Origin of the sequence: Klebsiella quasivariicola (assembly GCF_002269255.1) — a bacterium.
Taxonomy (GTDB): domain Bacteria; phylum Pseudomonadota; class Gammaproteobacteria; order Enterobacterales; family Enterobacteriaceae; genus Klebsiella; species Klebsiella quasivariicola.
Genome location: NZ_CP022823.1, coordinates 2,308,780 through 2,332,995, shown reverse-complemented (window position 1 = coordinate 2,332,995; position 24,216 = coordinate 2,308,780). Strand labels below are relative to the sequence as shown.

Sequence of the window (24,216 nt, the reverse complement as noted above, 5' to 3'; positions counted from 1 at the left end):
TCATATGCGCCCACGTGTTTTCTGTGCAAAATCAGCCCGGCAAAATTATTGATATTATTATCAGTACATGGATTTACGCGGCGCCAGCATTTTGGCGCGACTGGAAAGGTAAAATTTCTCTATGATAAACCCCCATCAGCCTCGGGACATTCCGCAAATACTGCTGTCGGTGCTGTTCCTGGCCCTGATTATCATTTCCTGCCTGTGGGTTGTGCAGCCGTTTATTCTGTCCTTCGCCTGGGCCGGTACGGTGGTGATCGCTACCTGGCCGGTGCTGCTGCGTCTGCAGCGCATGCTGTTCGGCAAACGGATGCTGGCGGTGCTGGCAATGACCCTGCTGCTGTTTTTGCTATTCGTTATTCCTATTGCTCTGCTGGTCAACAGTCTGGTGGATAACAGCGTCCCGCTGATCAAACTCATCAGCAGTGGAAATGTGACGCTGCCGGATTTTGCCTGGCTGAACAGCGTACCGCTGGTGGGCGATAAGCTCTACTCCGCCTGGCACGGCCTGCTGGATATGGGCGGCTCGGCGATTATGGCCAAAGTTCGCCCGTATATCGGCACCACCACCAGCTGGTTCGTCGGGCAAGCGGCGCATATTGGCAAGCTGCTGGTCTACTGCGGTCTGATGCTGTTGTTCAGCGCGCTGCTCTACTGGCGCGGCGAGCAGGTGGCCTATGGCCTCCGCTACTTCGCCACGCGCCTGGCGGCCAAACGCGGTGATGCCGCGGTGCTGCTGGCCGGCCAGGCCGTACGCGCCGTGGCGCTGGGCGTGGTGGTGACGGCCCTCACCCAGGCGGTGCTGGGCGGGATTGGCCTTGCCCTCTCCGGCGTGCCCTACGCTGCTCTGCTGACCGTGGTGATGATCTTTACCTGTCTGGTCCAGCTCGGGCCTTTGCTGGTTCTGGTGCCGTCGATTATCTGGCTTTACTGGAGCGGGGACACTACCTGGGGCACCGTGCTGCTGGTGTGGAGCTGCGTGGTCGGCACCATGGACAACGTCATTCGTCCGGTGCTCATCCGCATGGGCGCCGACCTGCCGATGATCCTTATCCTCACCGGCGTCATTGGCGGCCTGATCGCCTTCGGCATGATCGGCCTGTTTATCGGTCCGGTGCTGCTCGCCGTCTCCTGGCGTCTGTATGATGCCTGGGTACACGAAGTGCCTCCACCGCCGAAAGACCCTGATGTCGTCCTTGAAGAGCTCAGCGAGCTGGAAGCCGGGCGTAAGTAATCCCGTATCAGGCGGGGAGACCCGCCTGTTTCCCCCGCCGGGATAATTGTTAAGCAAAATTTATCTATCGCCGTTAAAACGCTGCCCTTGTACGCCACTTCCCTCCCTCTTGTCCCCCGGTCCTTCACAACAATTTAACTATTGAGAGGAATCTGATCGACGGCAAAGGCCCCACTGCCTACTATTAGCTCACGGTTATAAATCAACACCTTGATTTATAAGCATGGAAATCCCCTGAGTGAAACAACGAATTGCTGTGTGTAGTCTTTGCCCATCTCCCACGATGGGCTTTTTTTTGTCCTGCGCATCACGACACCGGGCAGCCTGTCACCGGCAAAAAAAATCCCCGGCATCGCTGCCGGGGATGAGTGCTGTCAGGGCGAACTTATTTTTTCAGTTCCGCCAGACCTAACCAGGTTTGCACTACGGTATCCGGGTTGAGGGACAGGCTATCAATCCCTTCCTCCATCAGCCAGGCGGCAAAGTCTTCGTGGTCGGACGGCCCCTGGCCGCAGATGCCGACGTATTTACCCTGTTTTTTCGCTGCGCGGATCGCCATCGACAGCAATGCTTTCACCGCGTCGTTGCGTTCATCGAACAGTTCAGAAACCACGCCAGAGTCGCGATCCAGGCCGAGCGCCAGCTGGGTCATGTCGTTCGAACCGATGGAGAAGCCGTCGAAGTACTCAAGGAACTGCTCGGCCAGCAGCGCGTTAGACGGGATCTCGCACATCATGATGATCTTCAGCCCGTTCTCGCCGCGCTTCAGCCCCTGACGCTCCAGCTCTTCGACCACCGCTTTCGCCTGCGCGACGGTACGGACGAACGGCACCATCACTTCGACATTGGTCAGTCCCATGTCGTTACGCACGCGCTTCATCGCTTCACACTCCAGCGCGAAGCAATCGCGGAAGCTTTCGGAAACGTAGCGTCCGGCGCCGCGGAAGCCGAGCATCGGGTTCTCTTCTTCCGGCTCATAACGCTCGCCGCCCACCAGGTTGGCGTATTCGTTCGATTTGAAGTCCGACAGACGCACAATCACCCGTTTCGGGTAGAAGGCGGCGCCAAGGGTAGCGATCCCTTCGGTCAGGCGGCCAACGTAGAACTCTCTCGGCGAATCGTAGCCTTTCATCAACTCGCGGATTTCATTCTGCAGCCCCGGCTCCTGGTCGTCGAATTCCAGCAGCGCACGCGGGTGAACGCCAATCATACGGTTGATGATGAATTCCAGACGCGCCAGGCCCACGCCTTCGTTCGGCAGGCAGGCAAAGTCAAACGCGCGATCGGGGTTGCCGACGTTCATCATCACCTTCAGCGGCAGATCCGGCATGTCTCCAACGCTGGAGCTCTTAACGCTGAAGTCCAGTAGCTCGGCGTAGACATAGCCGGTGTCGCCTTCGGCGCAGGAGACGGTGACATTCTGGTTCTCCTGAATGCGATCGGTAGCATCGCCGCAGCCGACCACCGCCGGGATCCCCAGCTCACGGGCGATAATCGCCGCGTGGCAGGTACGCCCACCGCGGTTGGTGACAATCGCCGAGGCTTTCTTCATGATCGGTTCCCAGTCCGGGTCGGTCATGTCGGTGACCAGCACGTCGCCTGGCTCAATGCGGTTCATCTCGCTGATATCGTGAATAACTTTAACCGGGCCAGCGCCGATCCGGTGACCAATGGCGCGCCCTTCGGCGATGATCTGCCCCTGGGCATGGAGGGTGTAACGCTCCATCACCTGACCGCGGGAACGCACGGTTTCCGGACGCGCCTGGACGATAAACAGCTTGCCAGTGTGACCATCTTTCGCCCACTCGATATCCATCGGACGACCATAGTGCTTCTCAATCTGCACCGCCTGCTTCGCCAGCTCCTGCACCTCCTCGTTGGTTAACGAGAAGATATCGCGCTGCGCCTGCGGCACATCTTCGATACGTACCTGCTTGCCGTGCTCCTGGGTCGGCGCATAAACCATACGGATCTTTTTCGACCCCATGGTGCGGCGCACAATCGCCGGGCGGCCCGCGGCCAGCGTCGGTTTGTGGACGTAGAATTCGTCCGGGTTCACCGCGCCCTGCACCACCATCTCGCCAAGCCCCCACGCCGAGGTGATAAACACCACCTGGTCGAAGCCGGATTCGGTATCGATGGAGAACATGACGCCGGAGGAGGCCAGATCGGAACGAACCATCCTCTGCACCCCGGCAGAGAGCGCCACGCCGCGGTGATCGTAACCCTGATGCACGCGATAGGAGATCGCGCGATCGTTAAACAGTGAAGCAAACACGTGCTTCACGGCAACGAGCACGGCGTCAAAGCCCTGCACGTTGAGGAATGTCTCTTGCTGCCCGGCGAAGGAGGCGTCCGGCATATCTTCCGCAGTGGCGGAAGAACGCACGGCGAACGAGGCCTCGGCATTATCAGCGGACAGCAGGTCATAAGCATCGCGAATCGCGGTTTCCAGTTCGCTCTGGAACGGCGTGTCGATGATCCACTGTCGGATCTGCGCGCCCGCTTTCGCTAATGCGGAAACGTCGTCAATGTCGGTTTCATCCAGCAGCGCATAGATGCGCTGGTTAACACCGCTTTGGTCGAGGAACTGATTAAAAGCATCAGCGGTGGTGGCAAACCCGTTAGGTACGGAAACACCCATACCGGACAGGTTCGTAATCATTTCACCAAGGGAGGCATTTTTGCCCCCAACTCTGTCTACATCATTCATGCCGAGTTGGTTATACCAAAGCACCAGCGGTGACGAGCCATTGTTGGACATCGAGACAATCCTTTTGTGATTTAATACCAGTGAAAAAAATTTCACGATCGACTGCAGGATTATCCTGACATATTTATGGAACTGAAAAAAACGGTGAATCGTTCAAGCAAATTATTTTTTCTTTTTTCGGACTGTTCCCGCGATATAGCTAACCTGATGATTTTTAGGAATTCTGCTGAAAAACGCTGGAAATAACGACAACAAAAAGAAAATGAACCACCCTTTTCATTAAAAACAAAAATAGCGTTTCAATTTTAACAAGAGACAAATCAAACAGGGATATGCTTAAATTTAATATCCGCTTTCAGGCAATTAAACTCATTATACCGGATGGTCAAAATGGAAAGTGCTGTAGATCGCCACGTATTTTATATTTCTGACGGTACCGCCATTACGGCGGAGGTGCTGGGGCATGCCGTGATGTCGCAATTCCCGGTCGCCATCAGCAGCGTGACTCTGCCGTTTGTTGAAAACATTAGCCGTGCGCGGGCGGTAAAAGAGCAGATCGACGCCATCTATCAGCAAACGGGGATTCGCCCGCTGGTGTTCTATTCCATCGTGATCCCGGAAATCCGCGACATTATCCTGCAAAGCGAGGGCTTTTGTCAGGACATCGTCCAGGCGCTGGTAGCCCCGCTGCAGCAGGAGCTCAACCTCGACCCGACGCCGGTGGCGCACCGCACCCACGGCCTGAACCCCGGCAACCTGATTAAGTATGATGCACGTATCGCCGCCATCGATTACACCCTTGCCCACGACGACGGCATCTCTCTGCGCAATCTTGACCAGGCCCAGGTGATCCTTCTCGGTGTGTCGCGCTGCGGTAAAACCCCCACCAGCCTGTACCTCGCCATGCAGTACGGTATTCGCGCCGCCAACTATCCGTTTATCGCCGACGATATGGATAATCTGGTTCTCCCGGCGTCGCTGAAACCCCTGCAGCATAAGATGTTCGGCCTGACCATCAACCCCGAACGGCTGGCGGCGATCCGCGAAGAGCGTCGGGAGAACAGCCGCTACGCCTCTCTGCGTCAGTGTCGGATGGAGGTGACCGAAGTGGAGGCCCTGTATCGCAAGAATAAAATCCCGTGCCTGAACAGTACCAATTATTCTGTTGAGGAAATTGCGACAAAAATCATGGACATCATGGGGCTGAATCGCAGAATGTACTAACACACTAGTACATTATTAAAAATTTGTTTATGCTATCACCCGTGGCCTATACAGGATCATGCCCTGCTCTTGCAATAAGCAGGGATTGGTTTATCGTGATGCGCATCACTTCCCGGCATTTTCGCCGCGGAAGAAACAGATTTTTGAGACCCCAATGAATAAAACAGACGAATTGCGTACCGCGCGCATTGAGAGCCTGGTAACGCCCGTGGAGCTGGCCCAGCGCCATCCGGTGACGGCCGACGTGGCTGCCCACGTCTCGGCCTCCCGCCGCCGAATTGAAAAAATCCTTAACGGCGAAGACCGCCGCCTGCTGGTGATTATCGGCCCCTGTTCCATTCACGACACCGACGCGGCGATGGAGTATGCCCGCCGCCTGCAGACCATGCGCGAGCGCTACCAGCCGCAGCTGGAGATCGTGATGCGCACCTACTTTGAAAAACCCCGTACCGTGGTCGGCTGGAAAGGGTTAATCTCCGATCCGGATCTCAACGGCAGCTACCGGGTCAACCACGGAATTGAGCTGGCGCGGCGCCTGCTGCTGCAGGTCAATGAGCTGGGCGTGCCGACGGCCACCGAGTTTCTCGATATGGTGACCGGTCAGTTTATCGCCGATCTCATCAGCTGGGGGGCCATCGGCGCGCGAACCACCGAAAGCCAGATCCACCGCGAAATGGCTTCAGCGCTCTCCTGCCCGGTCGGGTTTAAAAACGGCACCGACGGCAATACGCGCATCGCGGTCGACGCCATCCGTGCCTCCCGCGCCAGCCATATGTTCCTCTCCCCGGACAAGCAGGGGCAGATGACGATTTACCAGACCAGCGGCAACCCCTACGGACATATCATTATGCGCGGCGGCAAACGGCCAAACTATCACGCCGAGGATATCGCAGCCGCCGGCGAGGCGCTACGGGAGTTTGATTTGCCGGAGCAATTGGTGGTGGATTTCAGCCATGGTAACTGCCAGAAGCAGCACCGCCGCCAGCTGGAGGTGTGCGCCGATATCTGTCAGCAAATTCGCGCGGGCTCCACCGCTATCGCCGGGATTATGGCCGAAAGCTTCCTGCAGGAAGGCACCCAGAAAGTGGTCCCCGGCCAGCCGCTGGCCTGGGGCCAGTCGATCACCGACCCCTGCCTGAGCTGGGAAGACAGTGAAAGATTATTGAGCGAACTGGCCGCCGCCACCGCCACCCGTCTGTAACCGTTCCGCCCACCGCGCCTGCGGTGGGCTTTGACGTTCCCGCCTTACCCCTACCAAATCCGGTAACACGATAAATAACGCTTGCCGTTAAAAACAACATTATTGATAATGATTATCATTGTTGCTTTGATTTTTATTTTGAGAGCTATGACGCGTATGGATAACACTGCCACAGCTGAAAAACCAAAAGACAATGCCCCCTATCCCGTAGCGACGGACAGGCAGATCAGCAGTCGGGTGCTGTTAGGTAGCGAAGGACGGGTAGTCATTGAACATGGCGGCCAGCGCTATCTGCTGCGTCAGACCAACGCCGGGAAGTTAATTCTGACCAAATAAGCGCCCCGCTGAACGCGGGGCGAGGCAAGTCAGCTTGAGCAGCTGACTTCCAGACGTTTCCCCCAGTCCGGAGGGCGGCGGACGTAGTCGTCCTCGCGATCGGTAAAAGGATCAGCCAGCGCGGCATGCAGGCGCTCCAGCTCGCCCATATCGCCCGCCTCAGCCTGCTCGATCGCCCGCTGCGCCAGCCAGTTACGTAATACCAGTGCCGGGTTGACTTCCTGCATCCGCTGCTGGCGCTGAGCGTCGTCCACCTGTTCATCACGCAGCCGCGCGCGATATCCAGCGAACCAGCTGTCAAAGGCTGCCCGGTCGATAAACTCGTCGCGCAGCGGTGAGGCGGCGCTGAGCTGTTCGCTGTGGCTCAGCAGGCGGAACGTCCGGGTATAGTCGCTCTTCTCGCGGATCATCAGGGCAAACAGTCCGTCCAGCAGGTCGTTATCCCCTTTCTGCTGGCTGAACAGGCCGAGCTTATCGCGCATCCGCTGGCCATAAGCGGTCAACAAGGCGTGCTGATACTCATCCAGCGCCGCGTTCAGTGACTCAGCGCTGATAAACGGCGACAGCGACTGGGCGAGACGCTGCAGATTCCACAGCCCCACCGCCGGCTGGTTTTCAAAACTGTAGCGCCCCTGGTAATCAGAGTGGTTGCAGATGAAGTCCGGCTGAAAATCGTCAAGAAAGCCATAAGGGCCGTAGTCGATGGTCAGACCGAGAATCGACATGTTGTCGGTATTCATCACCCCATGAGCAAATCCGACGGTTTGCCAGCTGGCAATGGTCTGTGCGGTGTGCGTGACAACGTCACGGAACCATAACAGATACTTGTCTGCCTCATTCTGCAGCTGCGGCCAGTGGTGGCGAATAACATAGTCGGCCAGTTGCTGGACTTTCTGCGGCTCACGGCGATAGTAAAAATGTTCGAAATGGCCGAAGCGCACATGGCTCTCAGCCACCCGCATCAGCATCGCGCCAGGCTCCACGCGTTCGCGGTAGACCGGGGTATCGCTGGTCACCATCGCCAGGGCGCGCGTCGTCGGGATGCCCAGAGCGTGCATCGCCTCTGACGCCAGACTTTCCCGGATCGTCGAGCGCAGCACGGCGCGGCCGTCCCCCATCCGCGAATAGGGCGTCAGGCCAGCGCCTTTCAGATGCCAGTCGTAACGGCGACCATCCGCCAGCTGCTGCTCGCCGAGCAGGATCCCGCGTCCGTCACCCAGCTGGCCGGCCCAGGCGCCAAACTGATGGCCGCTATAAACCTGCGCCAGCGGCGACATGCCCGGCAGCAGCGCTTCGCCGCCCCAGACGCCGGCGCCGTTTTCAGGCGCAAACAGGGCGTCGGGCACCCCCAGCTGCTGTGCCAGCGGGGCGTTGCGCCAGATGAGTCGGGCGTTATCCAGAGGCGTTGGTGACAGGGAAGTGTAAAAGTCCGGCAGTTCATCCCGCCAGTGGGTGGTAAAAGAAAGGGTCATGGTTCCTCCTCTCTCCAGTGTAGTGCCTGGAACCGCGGATTAACACGGGCGGAAAACAGGGTTATCGGCATAAAAAAGGGAAGCTCTCGCTTCCCTCTGCGTTCTGAATGGCGTCAGATGCGCCGCGCCTGCCAGAACTTTTTGTTCCAGTAGACGTTATCCAGCGAGGAACGGGTGACGCCCTGGCTGGTGGAGGCATGAATAAACTGGTTGTCGGTATCGTAGATGCCAACGTGTAAACCGCTCTCGCCTGAGCCGGTTTTGAAGAACACCAGATCGCCGGGCAGCAGATCGCGCTTATCGATGCGGGTACCGATTTCCGCCTGCTCGCGGGTTTCCCGCGGCAGCTGGAGGGCAAATTTATCGCGAAACGTGCGCACCACGAAGCCGGAGCAGTCAACGCCGCGCGGCGTCATGCCGCCATAGCGATACGGTGCGCCGCGCCAGCTGCGCAGCTGCTCGTTCAGATTCGCCACCACCGTAATGGAGTCAGCCAGCCGTGGATTCGGCGGCGGTGCCCGGTGGCTGCTGCAGCCAGCTAAAATTAACGCCACCGCCAACATGAACCAGAAGCGCATTTCAGATAATCCCTCTGTCCCTAATCTCTTTATCGCAATAATTTAGCTTGTTTATCAATACACTGACAAGGTGACTGCGTGCTACTGTGACGCGATGAGCATAATATGACCGGCCACCTCCACGCGCTGGAACGGGATCGCATAGGCGGCGGTTAAATTTTCCTCGTTCAACACCTCGGCGGTCTCTCCGCAGGCGATGGCGTCGCCCTGGCAGAGCAGCCAGCTCTGTCCGGCATGACGCAGGGTATGGTTGAGATCGTGGCTACTCATCACCACCGCAATGCCCGCCGCGCTCAGCTCGTGTAACAGCCGATCCAGCGCCGCCTGCTGGGCCACATCCAGACTGTTCATCGGCTCATCCAGCAGCAGCAGTTGACCCGCGGGATTACTCAAGGGATCGATCTGCAGGATCACTGCCGCCAGCCGCACGCGCTGCCACTCACCGCCTGAGAGCTGATTGACCTGACGGCCGAGCTTATTGTCCAGACCGAGCCTGGCCGCAATAGTGTTCAGACGATCGCTATCACCCTGCTGCTGCATATGCAGCGCCAGGTAGTGCCATACCGGCATGGCGAACGGCGGGGTCTGCTGTTGGCACAAATACCCGCGACGGCGCGCCAGCTCGGTTGCCGGCCACTCATCAAGCAGCCGTCCGTTAAAATGAACCGTACCGGGACCGTCGGACAGCCCCGCCATGCGGGTCAGCAGCGTGCTCTTCCCTGCGCCGTTCGGCCCCACCAGGTGGACGATCTCCCCGGCGCGAAAGGCCGCAGAAAACGGGGCCAGGCGCCCCGCCGTCTCTACATCCTGTAGCTGCATCAAAACGGACATTATTTCGCCAGCGCTCCTTTAATCGCCGCCACCAGCTGCGGATCGTCCGGCGTCATGTCCGGGGAGAAACGCTCAATGACGTTGCCTTCGCGATCGACGAGGAATTTTTCGAAATTCCACAGAATGTCGTCCACATACAGCGGCGCCCGGCCTTTGCTGGCCATCCGCTCATAAAAACCGCTGCCTTGCGGGGCCACCGCTTTTGGCGCGGCGGCAATCAGCTTTTGATAGAGCGGCGCGCGATGTTCACCGTTAACGTCAATTTTGCTGAACAGCGGGAAGGTGACGCCGTAGGTGGTGCTGCAGAAGGTCTTAATCTCTTCTTCACTGCCCGGCTCCTGGCCGAGGAACTGGTTACAGGGGAACCCCAGCACGCTAAAGCCCTCGCCGGCAAACTGCTTTTGCAGATCCTCGAGCTGCTCATACTGCGGCGTCAGGCCGCATTTCGAGGCCACATTGACGATCAACAGCACCTTGCCGGCAAAGGATGCCAGGGTGGTCTTCTCGCCATCAATGGTCGTCACTTCGGTATTCAGAATGTCATGTTGCATAGCCTGTCCTCAATGGATAAACCGGTTTCCGGTGAAGGTGATCCCTATCTACTGTAGCGGATTCAACGTCCGCCATTCTACTGCCAATCCCCCCGAGTTGTCGCATGATGTAACAGCGCTTCGCTGGACGCCGGCAACATGAAAACCTCTCAATTGGGCAGTCGACCATTTCCGTGTACAGTGTCCCGGTAATGTAATATGGTTTCGTTACTTGTTAATTTAAGAGAGTTTTAGTGATGAAGAAGTTGTTTAGCCTGGCGTTAATCGCCACCTCTGTCGCCCTGCTGAGCGCCTGCTCTCCGGATGAAGATAATAAAGTGAAAGTCGCTATCAATACCGGGCCGGACGAAGCCATCTGGAAAGTGGTGGAGCAGGTGGCGAAGGATAAATATCATCTCGACGTCGAAGTGGTTTCCTTCAATGATTATGTGCTGCCCAACGAAGCGCTGAACAACAAGGATGTCGATGCCAACGCCTTCCAGACCCTGCCTTATCTGGAGGCACAGTCGAAAGAGCGCGGCTATAAATTTGCGGTAGTCGGCAAAACCTTTGTCTTCCCTATCGCCGCCTATTCTCACCGGATCAAAAATATCAGCGAACTGCCCGAAGGGGCGACGGTGACCATCTCTAATGAAACCACCACCCTCGGACGCAGCCTGCTGCTGCTCCAGGCGCAGGGATTACTCAAGCTGAAACCGGGCGTCGGCTATTTACCCACCACGCTGGATATCATCGACAACCCGAAACAGCTGAAAATTGTTGAAGTGGATACCCCGCAGCTGACCCGTACCCTTGATGATCCGAACGTCAGCCTGTCGATCATTAACACCAACTTCTCCGCCCAGGCGGGCCTGTCGGCCGCCCGCGATGGTCTGTTTATGGAAGGGCCGGATTCCCCTTACGTGAATGCGATTGTCGCCCGCGAGGATAATAAGGACAGTAAGAAAATCCAGGAACTGAAAGCCGCCTTCCAGACCAGCGAAGTCGCGGAAAAAGCGAAGGAAGTCTACAAGGGCGACGCGATCAAAGGCTGGTAAGCCTGAACCGGCGCCGTCCCTGCCGACGGCGCCGCGCTATCCCCGCCCCCGCGAACGCAGCAGCAACCAGATAAAGACCGGCGCGCCCAGCGTCGCCGTCACCACGCCAATCGGCAACTCTGCGGCGGAAAGCGCCAGTCGGGCAATGATATCCGCCCCCAGCAAGGCGCTCGCCCCGGCCAGCATACAGGCCGGGAGCAACACCCGGTGATCGCTCAAGCCGCATAGCCGCAGAATGTGCGGGATCACCAGGCCAATAAAGCCAATCGCCCCTGCCAGCGCCACGCTAACGCCGACCATCCAGCCGGTCGCCACCACCAGTAATTTGCGCCACAGCCACAGCGGCAGCCCGAGCTGACGGGCGGAGACTTCGCCCAACGCCAGTAAATTCAGGGGTTGTGACTGCAGACAGACCCAGCAGAGCACCGGCAGGAGGGCTATCATCAGCCACAGCTGCTGCCAGTCGACGCCGCCAAACCCGCCCATCATCCAGTACATCAGTTGCCGCAGGTCAAAAGAGGTAGAGAAGTAGACCGCCCAGGTCATCAGGGCGCTGCAGATAATCCCCAACGCCACCCCCGCCAGCAGCAGACGGCTGGTGGAGAGATGGCGGCGGGCAAAACGCAGCAGAATAAAGGTGATCAGCAGCGCGCCAAAGATGGCACACAGGCCGAGCGCCCAGCCGGGCAGAATCCCTTTCCCCAGCAGGACCGCGGCAATCAGCCCGACGCCCGCGCCGTTGGAGACGCCCAGCAGACCTGGCTCGGCCAGCGGATTTTCAAACAGCGCCTGCATAATCGCCCCGGAGAGCGCCAGCGCCGCCCCCACCAGCACCACCGCCAGGGTTCGCGGCAGGCGGATCTGCCAGATAAACAACTGACCTTTGGCGCTCAGCCATTCGCCTGGCGGGATCCATTGATCCCCCGCGCACAGGCTGATCAGCAGGGTGACCAGCAGCAACAGCGTTAATCCGAAGAGCCAGCGCCGGCTGCGGCGCTGTTGGAGATGGGCGAGAGTCAGCATAGATTCCATTACGCAGTGGGAACAAGAGGCTGATTTTACGGTGGGTATCCCGGTGAGAAAAGGAAAACCTCATGTTCCTGCGTTGACGCGGAGAAAGCCCCCGCGTCGCCCCCCCTTCTTTTACACCAGGATCTGAAACAGCAGTGCAAAGAGGATGATATTCGCCACCACAATTGCCCAACCGTTATAGAGCATATATTTCAGATGCGTAGACTGCGCCAGCCCCATCTGGCCAAACATGTCCGAAGAGGGAAACGGCCCGAACCAGTCCACCTGAGACGAGGCCAGCAGCACCGCGGTGGTCCCCTGGGGCGGCACGCCGGCGGCCATCAACATCGGGCCAAAGATTTTATGGGTAAACGTCATCTGGGCCACCGCCGCACCGGGCACATGGCCGATAATATTGAACGCGAAGATGCTAAAGCACAGCCAGGCCGGGGAGATCCCCTCCAGCAGCGGTTGGGTATACTCCAGCAGCCCCTGATAGGCATGCAGGCCATCCATCAGCTCCAGGATCGGGTTATATAGCCAGTAGAGAATAAACATCCACACCAGACGGCCGCAACCGTGATACAGCGCCTGCAGGATCTGCGTCGGTCGCAGGCCGCCTACCAGCCCGGTCATCAGGGCCACCAGCAGCATCACGATAATCGCAAAGCTGAAGCCAGCTTTGATCACCACGCCAACCACCGCCATCACAATGATCGTCGCGGCGAAGGCCAGCGCGCTTAATTTACGCCGACGCTGCTGCGCGGCGCTGAGGTCCTCTTTTGGCTTCTCCGAAAGATCGACGTCATAGCGCAGTTTGCCTTCGGTCATCTTCTGGATCCGCCCCGCCATTATCCAGCCGGCCAGCAGCGTCACCGCACTCATCGGCAGACCGACGTACAGCAGATAATCCGGATAGCTCAACCCGCCGAGGCTGAGGATTGTCACGGTGCTGGGGGTGAAGGGCCCGGTAAAGAGCCCAACGGAGCCGGCGGTCATCATCAGCGCGGCGACCGTCGGCGGCGTTAAGCGTACCGCTGCCGCCACCGGAATGATCACGGCCACGATAATGGCGTTACCACCGGCCATGGTGCCCAGCGAACCACAAATTAAAATTGATGAGACGACAATACCGAATTTCACTCGCGTCTGACTCGACAGCCCGATGCGATAAACCACGAACTTCACCAGCTCAACCGCTGCGCCAGTGCGGGTGGCCACTTCCCCCACGCCGGCGCCAAGCATAATAATAAGCCCAACGGTGGCAATAAATGATCCGGTGGATTTCGCCAGCATGGCGCCCATTTCCGGCAGGCCGGTCGAAGTCATTATCATGGCGATAATAATCGAGGAGATGACCGCCAGCACAATATCAACGCCGATCAGCGATAATATCGCTAACGCTACCAGCGGCGTAAATCCCAGCAGGCCAAGCTCGCTGCCCGGTCGACCGTGGCACCACAGCGCAATCATCACGAACAGCAGCAATAACAGACCAATAATAACGTTTTTTCGCGTGATATTTCGTCTGACAGGCGCATTGCCTGCGAGCGTTGAGTCACTCATAACACTCCTTAATGCCAATCAATCTGACCGTATTAGTCAGGTGGCGTATTGGGGCCTGCTCAGAAAATATCCTCCCTCTTTTTCATTATTGATTGGCCGCGGCCTGAGGGTCTGTTGGGTACAAAGGAAAAATTCTGAGAGCGTAATATTCCGCCATCCGGCGGGACCTACAGCACAATATGTAACCAGCGCGCTGATTGGTGATTAAATTTATGTTAACTTAGTGTTAGTAGAAAATGACTTTTTATCGGTAGGCTATAACCCTGAGTTAACTGTTCATGAAACTGCGTCATCTGGAAATCTTCCACGCCGTAATGACCTGCGGCTCTTTATCGCGGGCGGCGGAAGCGCTCAATATCTCCCAGCCAGCGGCCAGCAAAGCGTTAAAAAGCGCCGAAATGAAGCTGGGTTTTACCCTCTTTCAGCGGGTGCGCGGCAAGCTGCTGCCGACCAGCGAGGCGATCACACTTTTCGAAAAAGCGCAGAGCATTTATCAGGACCTCGACAACCTGCGCCTGCTGGCCGATAACCTGGCCCGCGATCCGCGCGCCAAAATCACCTTAGGCTGCCTGCCAAGTCTGGGATTAAGCCTGGTGCCAGAGCTGGTAACCGATTTTTATCAGCAAAACAGCAATCTGGTGATGACCCTGACCACCGAGCACACCGAGACGCTGGTCAGGAAACTGGATTTACGCGAGATAGATTTAGCGCTGACGCTGCAGCCGGTGCAGCAGGGGGAGATCCTTACTACCCTGATTGCCGAAGTACCGCTGGTGTACATCGACCGTCATTATCGTCAGGGGGCAGTGGATATCAGCCAGATCGATCAGCAACGCTGGATCTCACCGGGGCCGCACTCCCTTTCTGCCGCCATCGCCACCCGTCGCGACTTTTCCACCACCCGGCTAAACGTCCAGACCTACTATATGGCCACCGAGTTCGTGAAGCGTGGCATGGGCTGCAGTATCACCGATATCTTTTCCGCCCAGCACAATCTCGCACCGGAGATGATCCATCCCATTACGCCGCCAATTGCTATTAACCTCTGCCTGCTGCGCCGGGCCGATGTTTCCTTGAGCCCGATGGCGCAAAAATTTGTCGATTTTCTCTGCCAGCGGCTACGTCAGCAGCTCAAAACGATTAACCTGCGGTTATACCCTGACCATAAAAAGTCAATTGCGCCACTGGGGTAAATGCTTTGACATAACCCATAAATTTATCAGCGGTGGATTTATCGGGTTATGAACAAACGCATTGTCATTATCGGCGGCGGCGTGGTCGGTCTGGCCACAGCCTGGGAACTGATCAAGCGCGGGCATCAGGTGCAATTACTGGAGCGCAATGCCGAACCGGGCAGCGCCACCAGTTTTGCCAACGGCGGACAATTAAGTTACCGCTACGTCGCCCCCCTTGCTGATAGCGGCGTTCCCCTGCAGGGAATGAAATGGATGGGCAAAGCCGATTCGCCGCTGAATATGCGTCTTAGAATGTCTTTCCAGCAGTGGCGCTGGCTGCTGCAGTTCCTGCGCGCCTGTAATAGCCAGACCAATAAAATGAATGGCGACCATATATTGCGCCTGTCATTGCTCAGCCGTCAGGTTATGCAGGCGTGGCGGGATGAGGATAATCTTGCCGATTTCCACTGGCGGCGCAGCGGTAAATTAATTATCCACCGTCGGGCATATGATTTTAATAAAGCGGCAAAAGGCATAGACCCTCAGTATCAGCAGGCGCTGAATGCTGACGGTTGCCTGCGGCTGGAGCCGGCGCTCAGACATATCAGCCCTTCACTACAGGGCGGAATTTATTCGCCGGGCGATGAAACAGCGGATTGCCATCAGTTTTGCCTTGCCCTGCTTGATAAGCTCAATGCCAGCAGCAACTTTAGCCTGCTCACCCACTGTGAGGTGCAACGGCTTAATAAGCGCGGCGGATGCATCAGCTCACTGGAAACCAGCCACGGGACCATCACCGGCGATGATTATGTCGTTGCCGCCGGTAACGGCAGTGGTCCTCTGCTTGGGCATCTGGGGGTTCGCGTGCCGCTGTGCGCCCTGAAGGGGTACAGCCTGACCCTGCCCTATCCTGAAAAAGCAGGTATTGCCCCTGACATCAGCGTCACCGACTACGGGCACAAAATCGTGTATGCCCGCCTTGGCCAACAACTGCGCATCGCGGCGATGGTGGACATCGGCTACGACGGCGACGAACTGCGCGAGAGCCGCATTCAGGCACTGAAAAACATCGTCGCCCGCAGCTTTCCCGAACTCGAAGGGCTGGACAAGGCCGAAGCCTGGACCGGCATGCGCCCGTCAACACCAGCAGGCCCGCCGATGCTGGGGCGCGCCGGATACCCCAATCTGTGGATGAACCTCGGCCAGGGTAGTCTCGGCTTTACCCTCGCCGCCGGCAGCGCGGTGGTGCTGGGCGCGTTAATCGACAATCAGGCACCCACTATTTCTTTAGAAGGTCTCACATGGAAACAAACCGCATGACCATTATTCGCAATAATCCACAACCTCGCCTTTCCGCCAGCGTTGCGTATGGCGATCTGCTGTTCCTCTCCGGACAGACGCCGAAAAGCAATGAAGACGATATCGTTTTACAAACCCGCGAAGTGCTGGAGAAGATCGACGCGCTGCTGGCGGCAGCCGGGAGCGATAAGCAGCACATTCTCTCCGCGCAAATCTGGCTGAAAAATATCGAACGTGATTTCGCCGCGTTCAATGAGGTGTGGGTGCAGTGGATGCCGGAAGGCCATAGTCCGGCGCGAGCGGCCGTGCAGGCGGAGATGGCGCGACCGGAAATCCTGGTGGAGATCATGCTCACCGCCGTCAAAGCGTAGGGACGTATAAAAAAGAAAAAGGCCGCAATGCGGCCTTTTTAATTAGTTCAGATTATTTGTCTTTAGGCGACGCGTTTTCGACACGGCTTTTCAGTTTCTGACCGGGTCTGAAGGTCACCACGCGCCGGGCTGTAATGGGAATATCCTCCCCCGTCTTCGGGTTACGTCCCGGGCGTTGGTTCTTATCCCGCAAATCGAAGTTGCCGAACCCGGAGAGTTTGACCTGTTCTCCGTTTTCCAGAGCACGACGGATCTCTTCGAAAAACAACTCGACCAGTTCTTTGGCATCCCGCTTGCTAAGCCCAAGCTTATCAAACAGATATTCTGACATTTCAGCTTTTGTAAGCGCCATAGGTTCAATCCCTCAATGATGCCTGGAATCGCTCTTTTAATGCCTCTACACATCTGGCAACGGTAGCGGCAATCTCCTCTTCTTCGAGTGTACGGCTGGTATCCTGCAGGATCAGGCTAATCGCAAGGCTCTTATACCCTTCCGCCACACCCTTACCACGGTACACGTCAAATAAGTTTACGCCAACTACCTGATTTACGCCAACTTTCTTACATTCGGCTAAAACATCGGCGGCAGCCACGTTTTCCGCGACCAGCACCGCGATGTCGCGACGGTTCGCCGGGAAGCGGGAAATATCGCGCGCCTGAGGCACCACGCGGTCTGCGAGCTTGTTCCACTCCAGTTCGAACACCAGAGTGCGACCGTTCAGATCCAGTTTACGTTCCAGCTCCGGATGAACAACCCCAATGAAACCAATACGTTCACCTTTAAGATAAATCGCGGCGGATTGTCCCGGATGCAGCGCGGTGATCGCTTCGGCACGGAATTCGATGTCGGCTAATTTACCGGTTAAATCCAGTACGGCTTCCAGATCGCCCTTCAGATCATAGAAATCGACCGTCTCTTTCGCCAGTGTCCAGTGCTCTTCGTAGCGGTTGCCGCAAATCGCCCCGGCCAGCATTACATCCTGACGAATGCCCAGCGGCGCATTGGTGTCTGGCACAAAACGCAACCCGCTCTCAAAGATGCGCACGCGGTTCTGCTGACGGTTTTGGTTGTAGACCACGGTTCCCAGCAGGCCGGTCCACAGCGACAAGCGCATCGCCGACATTTCGCTGGAGATCGGGCTTGGCAGGATCAGCGCCTCTTCACCGGCGTGGATCAGCTGCTGGACTTTCGGGTCGACGAAGCTGTAGGTGATGACTTCCTGATAGCCTTTGTCATTCAGCAGCGTTTTCACGCGCTTCAGCGACAGATCCGCTTCACGGTGAGTCCCCATGATCAGGCCTGCTTGCACCGGCTCATCGGGAATGTTGTTGTAGCCGTAAACGCGAGCCACTTCCTCAACCAGATCTTCTTCGATCTCCATATCGAAACGCCAGCTCGGCGCGACCGCCTGCCATTCGCCCTCGCCAACGGTCACTTCGCAGCCGAGGCGCTGCAGAATGTCAGTAACCTGCGCGTCGTCGATATGATGGCCAATCAGGCGATCCAGCTTGCTGCGACGCAGCGTAATGGTGGCACGTGTTGGCAGATGCTCTTTGCTGGTAACGTCGATTACCGGGCCGGCTTCGCCGCCGCAGAGGTCAATCAGCAGACGAGTGGCGCGCTCCAGCGCTTTATACTGCAGCGCCGGATCGACGCCACGCTCATAGCGATGAGAGGCATCAGTATGCAGGCCATGACGACGCGCGCGACCGGTAATAGACAGCGGGCTGAAAAAGGCGGACTCCAGCAGCACATTTTGTGTTTCGCCGTTCACGCCGGAGTGTTCCCCGCCGAAGATCCCACCCATCGCCAGCGCTTTATTATGGTCAGCAATGACCAGGGTATCGCTGTCAAGCTTAGCCTCGGAGCCATCCAGCAGCACCAGGGTTTCGCCCTCTTTCGCCATACGCACCACGATCCCGCCTTCAATGCGATCGCGGTCAAAGGCGTGCATCGGCTGACCCAGCTCAAGCAGCACATAGTTGGTGATATCAACCACCGCGTCGATGGAGCGGATGCCGCAGCGGCGCAGTTTCTCTTTCATCCACAACGGCGTCGGCGCTTTGACGTTGATGCCTTTCACGACGCGGCCGAGATAGCGCGGGCACGCCTGCGGGGCATCAACCTGAATCGGCAACACATCATTGATGGTCGCGGCAACCGGGGTAATTTCCGGCGCGTTCAGCGGCGCTTTGTTCAGCACAGCCACGTCGCGCGCGACGCCGATGATGCCCAGGCAGTCGGCACGGTTCGGGGTAACGCTGATTTCGATGGTGTTATCGTCAAGCTTGAGGTATTCGCGGATATCAGTGCCGATCGGCGCATCGGCCGGCAGCTCGATAATCCCGCTATGGTCGTCGGAAATCCCCAGCTCGGAGAAGGAGCACAGCATCCCTTCAGACGGCTCACCGCGCAGCTTCGCGGCCTTAATTTTAAAATCGCCCGGCAGCACGGCGCCGATGGTGGCTACAGCGACTTTCAGCCCCTGACGGCAGTTTGGCGCGCCGCAGACGATATCCAGCAGACGCTCACCGCCGACATTGACTTTGGTAACCCGCAGTTTGTCAGCATTCGGATGCTGGCCGCACTCCACCACTTCACCGACAACGACGCCGTTGAAGCTACCGGCAACCGGCTCAACGCCGTCCACTTCGAGGCCAGCCATGGTGATCTGATCGGAAAGCGCTTCGCTGTCGATCGCCGGGTTAACCCATTCGCGTAACCACAGTTCACTGAATTTCATTGTTCTGTCCTGCCCTTATTTAAACTGTTTGAGGAAACGCAGATCGTTTTCGAAGAACGCGCGCAGATCGGTGACGCCATAGCGCAGCATGGTCAAACGCTCCATGCCCATGCCGAAGGCAAAGCCGGAGTAGACTTCCGGGTCGATACCCACGTTACGCAGCACGTTCGGGTGTACCATCCCGCAGCCCAGCACTTCCAGCCATTTACCGTTTTTACCCATCACGTCAACTTCCGCGGACGGCTCGGTGAACGGGAAGTAGGACGGACGGAAGCGCACCTGCAGATCTTCTTCAAAGAAGTTGTTCAGGAAGTCGTGCAGCGTCCCTTTCAGGTTGGTGAAGCTGATATTTTTATCAACGATCAGGCCTTCCATCTGATGGAACATCGGGGTGTGGGTCTGATCGTAGTCGTTACGATAGACGCGGCCCGGCGCGATAATACGAATAGGCGGCTGCTGGTTTTCCATGGTGCGGATCTGCACGCCGGAAGTCTGGGTGCGCAGCAGGCGAGTGGCATCGAACCAGAAAGTGTCGTGGTCAGCGCGTGCCGGATGGTGACCCGGAATATTCAGCGCATCGAAGTTGTGGTAATCATCCTCGATTTCCGGGCCCGTCGCCACGGTAAAGCCGAGCTCACCGAAGAAACTTTCAATACGGTCGATGGTGCGGGTGACCGGATGCAGGCCGCCATTTTCGATGCGACGACCCGGCAGCGAGACGTCAATGGTCTCTGCGGCCAGACGGGCGTTCAGCGCCGCGCCTTCCAGTTCAGCTTTGCGCGCGTTCAGCGCCTGCTGCACCTGCTCTTTCGCTTCGTTGATGACCGCACCGGCTGCCGGACGCTCTTCCGGCGGTAACTCGCGCAGGGTGGTCATTTGCAGGGTCAGATGCCCTTTTTTACCCAGGTATTCCACGCGGACGTTGTCCAGCGCAGCAACATCTGATGCCTCGTTAATGGCTGCCTTGGCACTGGCAACCAGCTCTGCGAGATGTGACATGGTTTTCCTCATTATGTCGGTGCAGACACCGGTTATAGTGAAATTAATATCCCGAATCCATATACGAAAAAAGCCTCCACAGGGGAGGCTTTCTGGCGCTGTTTTCCGTTTCTTCTTTCACGCGCTAGCCTCCTGAGTTCAGGTGCTAAAGTAAAAAAAGAAGCGGAAAATAGCAGCATTCATGCTTGCATTACCTTGTCTGGTAAGAAACGTCAGACCTGTATTGAAAAGCCTGCGCCGATAAAAGTCAATGTATTGATGGTGTTGAAACGAAAAGAGGGAGACAAGCTCCCTCTTTCAACTGGCTTATGCCAGAGCTGCTTTCGCTTTTTCGACCAGAGCGGTGAACGCTACTTTGTCGAATACAGCGATGTCAGCCAGGATCTTACGGTCGATTTCAACAGAGGCTTTTTTCAGGCCGTTGATGAATTTGCTGTAAGAAATACCGTTCTGACGTGCTGCTGCGTTGATACGTGCAATCCACAGTTGACGGAACTGACGTTTACGTTGACGACGGTCACGGTAAGCGTACTGACCAGCTTTGATAACAGCCTGGAAGGCAACGCGGTATACGCGAGAACGCGCACCGTAGTAGCCTTTAGCTTGTTTCAAAATTTTCTTGTGACGTGCACGTGCAATTACACCACGTTTTACGCGAGCCATGTGTGCTCTCCTGTATCTATTCTAAGTTAAAAAAGTTAAACGTTAACGACTTATGCGTACGGCAGGCACGCGATTACCAGGCCCAGATCGCCTTTGGAAACCATGGCTTTCGGACGCAGGTGACGTTTACGCTTGGTAGCTTTTTTAGTCAGAATGTGACGCAGGTTAGCGTGCTTGTGCTTAAAACCACCTTTACCGGTTTTTTTGAAGCGCTTAGCAGCACCGCGTACGGTCTTAATTTTTGGCATTTTAATAACTTCCACTTCGCATTGTTAATAAACGAAACAAAGGCGAACAAAACCAGTGAGCCGAAGCCCACCGGAAATGTTTCTTGATGGCCTTACTGTTTCTTCTTAGGAGCGAGCACCATGATCATCTGGCGGCCTTCGATCTTCGTTGGGAAGGATTCGACTACTGCCAGTTCAACCAGATCGTCTTTCACGCGGTTAAGCACTTCCATACCGATCTGTTGGTGGGCCATCTCACGACCGCGGAAACGCAGCGTGATCTTGGCCTTATCGCCATCTTCGAGAAAGCGAATCAGGCTGCGGAGTTTTACCTGATAGTCACCTTCATCAGTACCAGGGCGGAATTTAATTTCCTTAACCTGGATAACTTTCTGCTTCTTCTTCTGTTCCTTAGAAGACTTACTCTTTTCATAAAGGAACTTGCCGTAGTCCATGATACGACAAACTGGCGGCTCGGCGTTAGGGCTGATTTCAACTAAATCTACTCCAGCCTCTTCAGCCTTTTCGATAGCTTCTCTCAGACTCACAATACCCAGCTGCTCACCTTCCAGACCTGTTAAGCGAACTTCCTGGGCGCGAATCTCGCCATTGATACGATTCGGACGTGCCGTTTGAACTCGTTTTCCGCCTTTAATACCTTATTCCTCCAGTTGTTGAAGACTGCGGCTGCGAATCTCTTGTTGCAGCTTCTCGATCACTTCATTTACGTCCATGCTGCCGAGGTCTTTCCCGCGACGGGTGCGCACGGCCACTTTGCCGGCCTCAACCTCTTTGTCGCCACAGACCAACATATACGGGACACGACGTAAAGTGTGCTCGCGGATTTTAAAGCCAATCTTCTCATTTCTCAAGTCTGCTTTTACACGAATGCCCGCATTTTGTAGTTTACGCGTCAATTCGTTAACGTATTCAGCCTGAGAATCGGTAATATTCATGACTACTACCTGCACTGGTGCAATCCAGGTTGGGAAGAAGCCGGCAAATTCTTCGGTCAGGATGCCAATGAAGCGCTCCAGAGAACCAAGAATTGCGCGGTGAATCATAACCGGCACCTGACGCTCGTTGTTTTCGCCTACGTAGGAGGCGCTTAAACGCTGCGGCAGAGAGAAGTCCAGCTGTACGGTACCGCACTGCCATGCACGATCGAGGCAGTCATACAGGGTAAATTCAATTTTCGGGCCGTAGAACGCCCCTTCACCCAATTGATATTCAAATGGGATGTTATTTTCTTCCAGCGCCACCGCCAGATCCGCTTCCGCGCGATCCCAGGTCTCGTCGCTACCGATACGTTTTTCCGGGCGAGTAGACAGTTTGACGACGATCTTCTCGAAGCCAAAGGTGCTGTACATATCGTAGACCATACGAATACAGGCGTTCACTTCATCGCGAACCTGATCTTCAGTACAGAAAATATGCGCATCATCCTGGGTAAAGCCGCGAACACGCATCAGACCATGCAGCGCACCTGATGGTTCGTTACGGTGACAGCTACCGAATTCCGCCATACGCAGCGGCAGATCGCGGTAGGATTTCAGTCCCTGGTTGAAGATCTGCACATGACCCGGGCAGTTCATCGGCTTGATGCAGTATTCACGGTTCTCAGAAGAGGTGGTAAACATCGCATCTTTGTAGTTGTCCCAGTGGCCGGTTTTTTCCCACAGCACACGGTCCATCATGAACGGGCCTTTCACTTCCTGATACTGGTACTCTTTCAGTTTAGAGCGAACGAAAGTTTCCAGTTCGCGGAAGATAGTCCAGCCGTCATTGTGCCAGAACACCATCCCCGGCGCTTCTTCCTGCATATGATACAGGTCGAGCTGCTTACCGATTTTACGGTGGTCACGCTTGGCGGCTTCTTCCAGACGCTGGAGATAAGCATTCAGCGCTTTTTTATCAGCCCACGCGGTACCGTAGATACGCTGCAACATTTTATTGTTGCTGTCGCCGCGCCAGTAGGCACCGGCCGTTTTCATCAGCTTGAAGTGATGGCAGAAGCGCATGTTCGGTACGTGCGGACCGCGGCACATATCGATATATTCTTCATGATGATACAGGCCAGGCTTGTCATCATGGGCAATGTTTTCGTCAAGAATAGAAACTTTATAGGTTTCGCCGCGTTTCACGAAGGTTTCACGTGCTTCGTGCCAGCTCACTTTCTTCTTGATGACATCGTAGTTTTTCTCGGCGAGCTCATGCATACGTTTTTCGAGCGCGTCGATATCTTCCTGAGTCAGGGTGTGGTCGAGGTCTACGTCATAGTAGAAACCATTATCGACAACCGGGCCGATAGCCATTTTGGTATTGGGCCACAACTGTTTGATGGCATGGCCTAACAGGTGCGCACAGGAGTGACGAATGATCTCCAGACCTTCTTCATCTTTCGCGGTGATGATAGAGAGAGTGGAATCGGTTTCGATCGGATCGCAGGCGTCTACCAGTTCACCGTTTACCCGCCCGGCAATGGTGGCTTTCGCCAGGCCTGGACCGATATCCAGCGCAACATCCATCGGACTAACAGCGTGGTCAAAATGGCGTTGGCTGCCATCAGGAAGCGTAATTACAGGCATTTTATGTCCTTATTTGCAGTGGTGCCCCACACGAAAGAGCACATACAAAACTATATAATCATAATTATCATCAGGTTAAGGCGCAGTTCCCGCTTCACTCTGCGAAAATAGGAGCACGATCGGCGCGATCGTTCCCGGCTGCCGCCGCCTGCTGATAACACCGGGGAGTAGTTTACACATCATTGGTACGTGATTAAAGCCGCAACAGCATAAATGATGGCAGAATGCGGAGAAAACAAGAGGACCACGGATAAAAAGCAGAATATCCGCCGTTAAGGCGCGGTAATAATCGCCAGCGAAGCCGGGCGATATTATTCGGACGAGATAAAAGAGGCGCGTTGATATTGCCAGCTGAATGTTTATCGCAGGTTGTTAAACCGGTACCACTTTATCCGG

Annotated in this window: 24 protein-coding genes, 1 other RNA gene and 1 other annotated feature; of the genes, 10 read left to right on the top strand and 15 right to left on the bottom strand. The window is 56.3% G+C overall.

Going from position 1 to position 24,216, the window contains the following annotated elements; translation table 11 throughout:
• Nucleotides 1-121 precede the first annotated feature (121 nt).
• Together ydiK and rprA are read left to right on the top strand one after the other, a co-directional pair.
• Entirely contained in the window at nucleotides 122-1,234 is a 1,113-nt protein-coding gene (gene ydiK, locus B8P98_RS11625; RefSeq protein WP_025712051.1) for an AI-2E family transporter YdiK, read from the top strand.
• 191 nt (nucleotides 1,235-1,425) lie between these two features.
• An RNA gene (rprA, locus tag B8P98_RS11620) (antisense sRNA RprA) lies at nucleotides 1,426-1,533 on the top strand.
• Nucleotides 1,534-1,619: 86 nt separating this feature from the next.
• On the opposite strand, the gene ppsA is transcribed toward rprA, so the two are convergent.
• Entirely contained in the window at nucleotides 1,620-3,998 is a 2,379-nt protein-coding gene (gene ppsA / locus B8P98_RS11615; protein WP_025712050.1) for a phosphoenolpyruvate synthase, read from the bottom strand.
• Nucleotides 3,999-4,073: 75 nt separating this feature from the next.
• On the opposite strand from ppsA, the gene B8P98_RS30870 reads away from it, so the two are divergent.
• The 4 genes from B8P98_RS30870 to hemP all read left to right on the top strand — a co-directional run bounded on the left by B8P98_RS30870 (nucleotide 4,074) and on the right by hemP (nucleotide 6,708).
• On the top strand, nucleotides 4,074-4,193 hold the full coding sequence (locus B8P98_RS30870) for a hypothetical protein (protein WP_042929239.1): 120 nt from the start codon (nucleotides 4,074-4,076) through the stop codon (nucleotides 4,191-4,193).
• 144 nt (nucleotides 4,194-4,337) lie between these two features.
• Nucleotides 4,338-5,171, top strand: a complete 834-nt coding sequence (gene ppsR / locus B8P98_RS11605; RefSeq protein WP_002909061.1) for a posphoenolpyruvate synthetase regulatory kinase/phosphorylase PpsR — start codon at nucleotides 4,338-4,340, stop codon at nucleotides 5,169-5,171.
• Nucleotides 5,172-5,325: 154 nt separating this feature from the next.
• Complete coding sequence (gene aroH, locus B8P98_RS11600) at nucleotides 5,326-6,372, top strand: 3-deoxy-7-phosphoheptulonate synthase AroH (RefSeq protein ID WP_095033633.1); 1,047 nt, start codon at nucleotides 5,326-5,328, stop codon at nucleotides 6,370-6,372.
• Between the two features lie 156 nt (nucleotides 6,373-6,528).
• Entirely contained in the window at nucleotides 6,529-6,708 is a 180-nt protein-coding gene (hemP, locus tag B8P98_RS11595) for a hemin uptake protein HemP (RefSeq protein ID WP_012967843.1), read from the top strand.
• Between the two features lie 29 nt (nucleotides 6,709-6,737).
• Here hemP and selO read toward each other — a convergent pair whose 3' ends face one another.
• The 4 genes from selO to B8P98_RS11575 form a co-directional block, all read right to left on the bottom strand.
• Entirely contained in the window at nucleotides 6,738-8,180 is a 1,443-nt protein-coding gene (gene selO / locus B8P98_RS11590; RefSeq protein ID WP_095033020.1) for a protein adenylyltransferase SelO, read from the bottom strand.
• A gap of 113 nt (nucleotides 8,181-8,293) precedes the next feature.
• A complete protein-coding gene (locus tag B8P98_RS11585; protein WP_025712045.1) occupies nucleotides 8,294-8,758 on the bottom strand; it encodes an NlpC/P60 family protein in 465 nt (154 codons plus the stop codon).
• A gap of 81 nt (nucleotides 8,759-8,839) precedes the next feature.
• Nucleotides 8,840-9,589: a vitamin B12 ABC transporter ATP-binding protein BtuD gene (gene btuD / locus B8P98_RS11580; protein ID WP_025712044.1), complete on the bottom strand. Its 750-nt coding sequence runs from the start codon at nucleotides 9,587-9,589 to the stop codon at nucleotides 8,840-8,842.
• Nucleotides 9,589-10,140 carry a glutathione peroxidase gene (locus tag B8P98_RS11575; protein WP_025712043.1) on the bottom strand — a complete coding sequence of 184 codons (552 nt, stop codon included), beginning with the start codon at nucleotides 10,138-10,140 and terminating at the stop codon, nucleotides 9,589-9,591. The genes btuD and B8P98_RS11575 overlap by 1 nt, the downstream gene beginning before the upstream one ends.
• Before the next feature lie 236 nt (nucleotides 10,141-10,376).
• Here B8P98_RS11575 and B8P98_RS11570 point away from each other — a divergent pair, with 236 nt between their 5' ends.
• Nucleotides 10,377-11,177: a MetQ/NlpA family ABC transporter substrate-binding protein gene (locus tag B8P98_RS11570; RefSeq protein ID WP_002909085.1), complete on the top strand. Its 801-nt coding sequence runs from the start codon at nucleotides 10,377-10,379 to the stop codon at nucleotides 11,175-11,177.
• Between the two features lie 36 nt (nucleotides 11,178-11,213).
• On the opposite strand, the gene btuC is transcribed toward B8P98_RS11570, so the two are convergent.
• Complete coding sequence (gene btuC, locus B8P98_RS11565; protein WP_095033019.1) at nucleotides 11,214-12,200, bottom strand: vitamin B12 ABC transporter permease BtuC; 987 nt, start codon at nucleotides 12,198-12,200, stop codon at nucleotides 11,214-11,216.
• Nucleotides 12,201-12,320: 120 nt separating this feature from the next.
• Nucleotides 12,321-13,754 carry a gluconate:proton symporter gene (locus B8P98_RS11560; RefSeq protein ID WP_095033018.1) on the bottom strand — a complete coding sequence of 478 codons (1,434 nt, stop codon included), beginning with the start codon at nucleotides 13,752-13,754 and terminating at the stop codon, nucleotides 12,321-12,323.
• 278 nt (nucleotides 13,755-14,032) lie between these two features.
• On the opposite strand from B8P98_RS11560, the gene B8P98_RS11555 reads away from it, so the two are divergent.
• Genes B8P98_RS11555 through B8P98_RS11545 form a run of 3 tightly spaced genes read left to right on the top strand, consistent with a single transcriptional unit; the run spans nucleotide 14,033 to nucleotide 16,599 of the window.
• Complete coding sequence (locus tag B8P98_RS11555; RefSeq protein ID WP_095033017.1) at nucleotides 14,033-14,947, top strand: LysR family transcriptional regulator; 915 nt, start codon at nucleotides 14,033-14,035, stop codon at nucleotides 14,945-14,947.
• A 48-nt stretch (nucleotides 14,948-14,995) separates the two neighbouring features.
• Nucleotides 14,996-16,249: a D-amino acid dehydrogenase gene (locus B8P98_RS11550; protein ID WP_095033016.1), complete on the top strand. Its 1,254-nt coding sequence runs from the start codon at nucleotides 14,996-14,998 to the stop codon at nucleotides 16,247-16,249.
• The gene (locus B8P98_RS11545) at nucleotides 16,246-16,599 is read left to right on the top strand and encodes a RidA family protein (protein ID WP_095033015.1); all 354 of its coding nucleotides are present in this window, start codon (nucleotides 16,246-16,248) and stop codon (nucleotides 16,597-16,599) included. Before B8P98_RS11550 ends, B8P98_RS11545 begins: the two co-directional genes overlap by 4 nt.
• 52 nt (nucleotides 16,600-16,651) lie before the next feature.
• Here B8P98_RS11545 and ihfA read toward each other — a convergent pair whose 3' ends face one another.
• The 8 genes from ihfA to thrS form a co-directional block, all read right to left on the bottom strand.
• Nucleotides 16,652-16,951 carry an integration host factor subunit alpha gene (gene ihfA / locus B8P98_RS11540; protein ID WP_002909098.1) on the bottom strand — a complete coding sequence of 100 codons (300 nt, stop codon included), beginning with the start codon at nucleotides 16,949-16,951 and terminating at the stop codon, nucleotides 16,652-16,654.
• Between the two features lie 4 nt (nucleotides 16,952-16,955).
• Nucleotides 16,956-19,343: a phenylalanine--tRNA ligase subunit beta gene (gene pheT, locus B8P98_RS11535; protein WP_025712037.1), complete on the bottom strand. Its 2,388-nt coding sequence runs from the start codon at nucleotides 19,341-19,343 to the stop codon at nucleotides 16,956-16,958.
• Nucleotides 19,344-19,358: 15 nt separating this feature from the next.
• A complete protein-coding gene (gene pheS, locus B8P98_RS11530) occupies nucleotides 19,359-20,342 on the bottom strand; it encodes a phenylalanine--tRNA ligase subunit alpha (protein WP_002909105.1) in 984 nt (327 codons plus the stop codon).
• Between the two features lie 63 nt (nucleotides 20,343-20,405).
• Nucleotides 20,406-20,530, bottom strand: a sequence feature (Phe leader region).
• Nucleotides 20,481-20,525, bottom strand: a complete 45-nt coding sequence (pheM, locus tag B8P98_RS30460; RefSeq protein ID WP_001386830.1) for a pheST operon leader peptide PheM — start codon at nucleotides 20,523-20,525, stop codon at nucleotides 20,481-20,483. Its footprint overlaps the feature before it by 45 nt.
• Nucleotides 20,531-20,648: 118 nt before the next feature.
• Nucleotides 20,649-21,005, bottom strand: a complete 357-nt coding sequence (rplT, locus tag B8P98_RS11525) for a 50S ribosomal protein L20 (protein ID WP_000124850.1) — start codon at nucleotides 21,003-21,005, stop codon at nucleotides 20,649-20,651.
• A gap of 50 nt (nucleotides 21,006-21,055) precedes the next feature.
• Nucleotides 21,056-21,253, bottom strand: coding sequence for a 50S ribosomal protein L35 (rpmI, locus tag B8P98_RS11520; protein WP_001124225.1), 198 nt, complete (start codon nucleotides 21,251-21,253; stop codon nucleotides 21,056-21,058).
• A gap of 92 nt (nucleotides 21,254-21,345) precedes the next feature.
• Complete coding sequence (gene infC, locus B8P98_RS11515; protein ID WP_004189469.1) at nucleotides 21,346-21,888, bottom strand: translation initiation factor IF-3; 543 nt, start codon at nucleotides 21,886-21,888, stop codon at nucleotides 21,346-21,348.
• A 3-nt stretch (nucleotides 21,889-21,891) separates the two neighbouring features.
• Nucleotides 21,892-23,820 carry a threonine--tRNA ligase gene (thrS, locus tag B8P98_RS11510; RefSeq protein WP_025712035.1) on the bottom strand — a complete coding sequence of 643 codons (1,929 nt, stop codon included), beginning with the start codon at nucleotides 23,818-23,820 and terminating at the stop codon, nucleotides 21,892-21,894.
• Nucleotides 23,821-24,216: the final 396 nt, after the last annotated feature.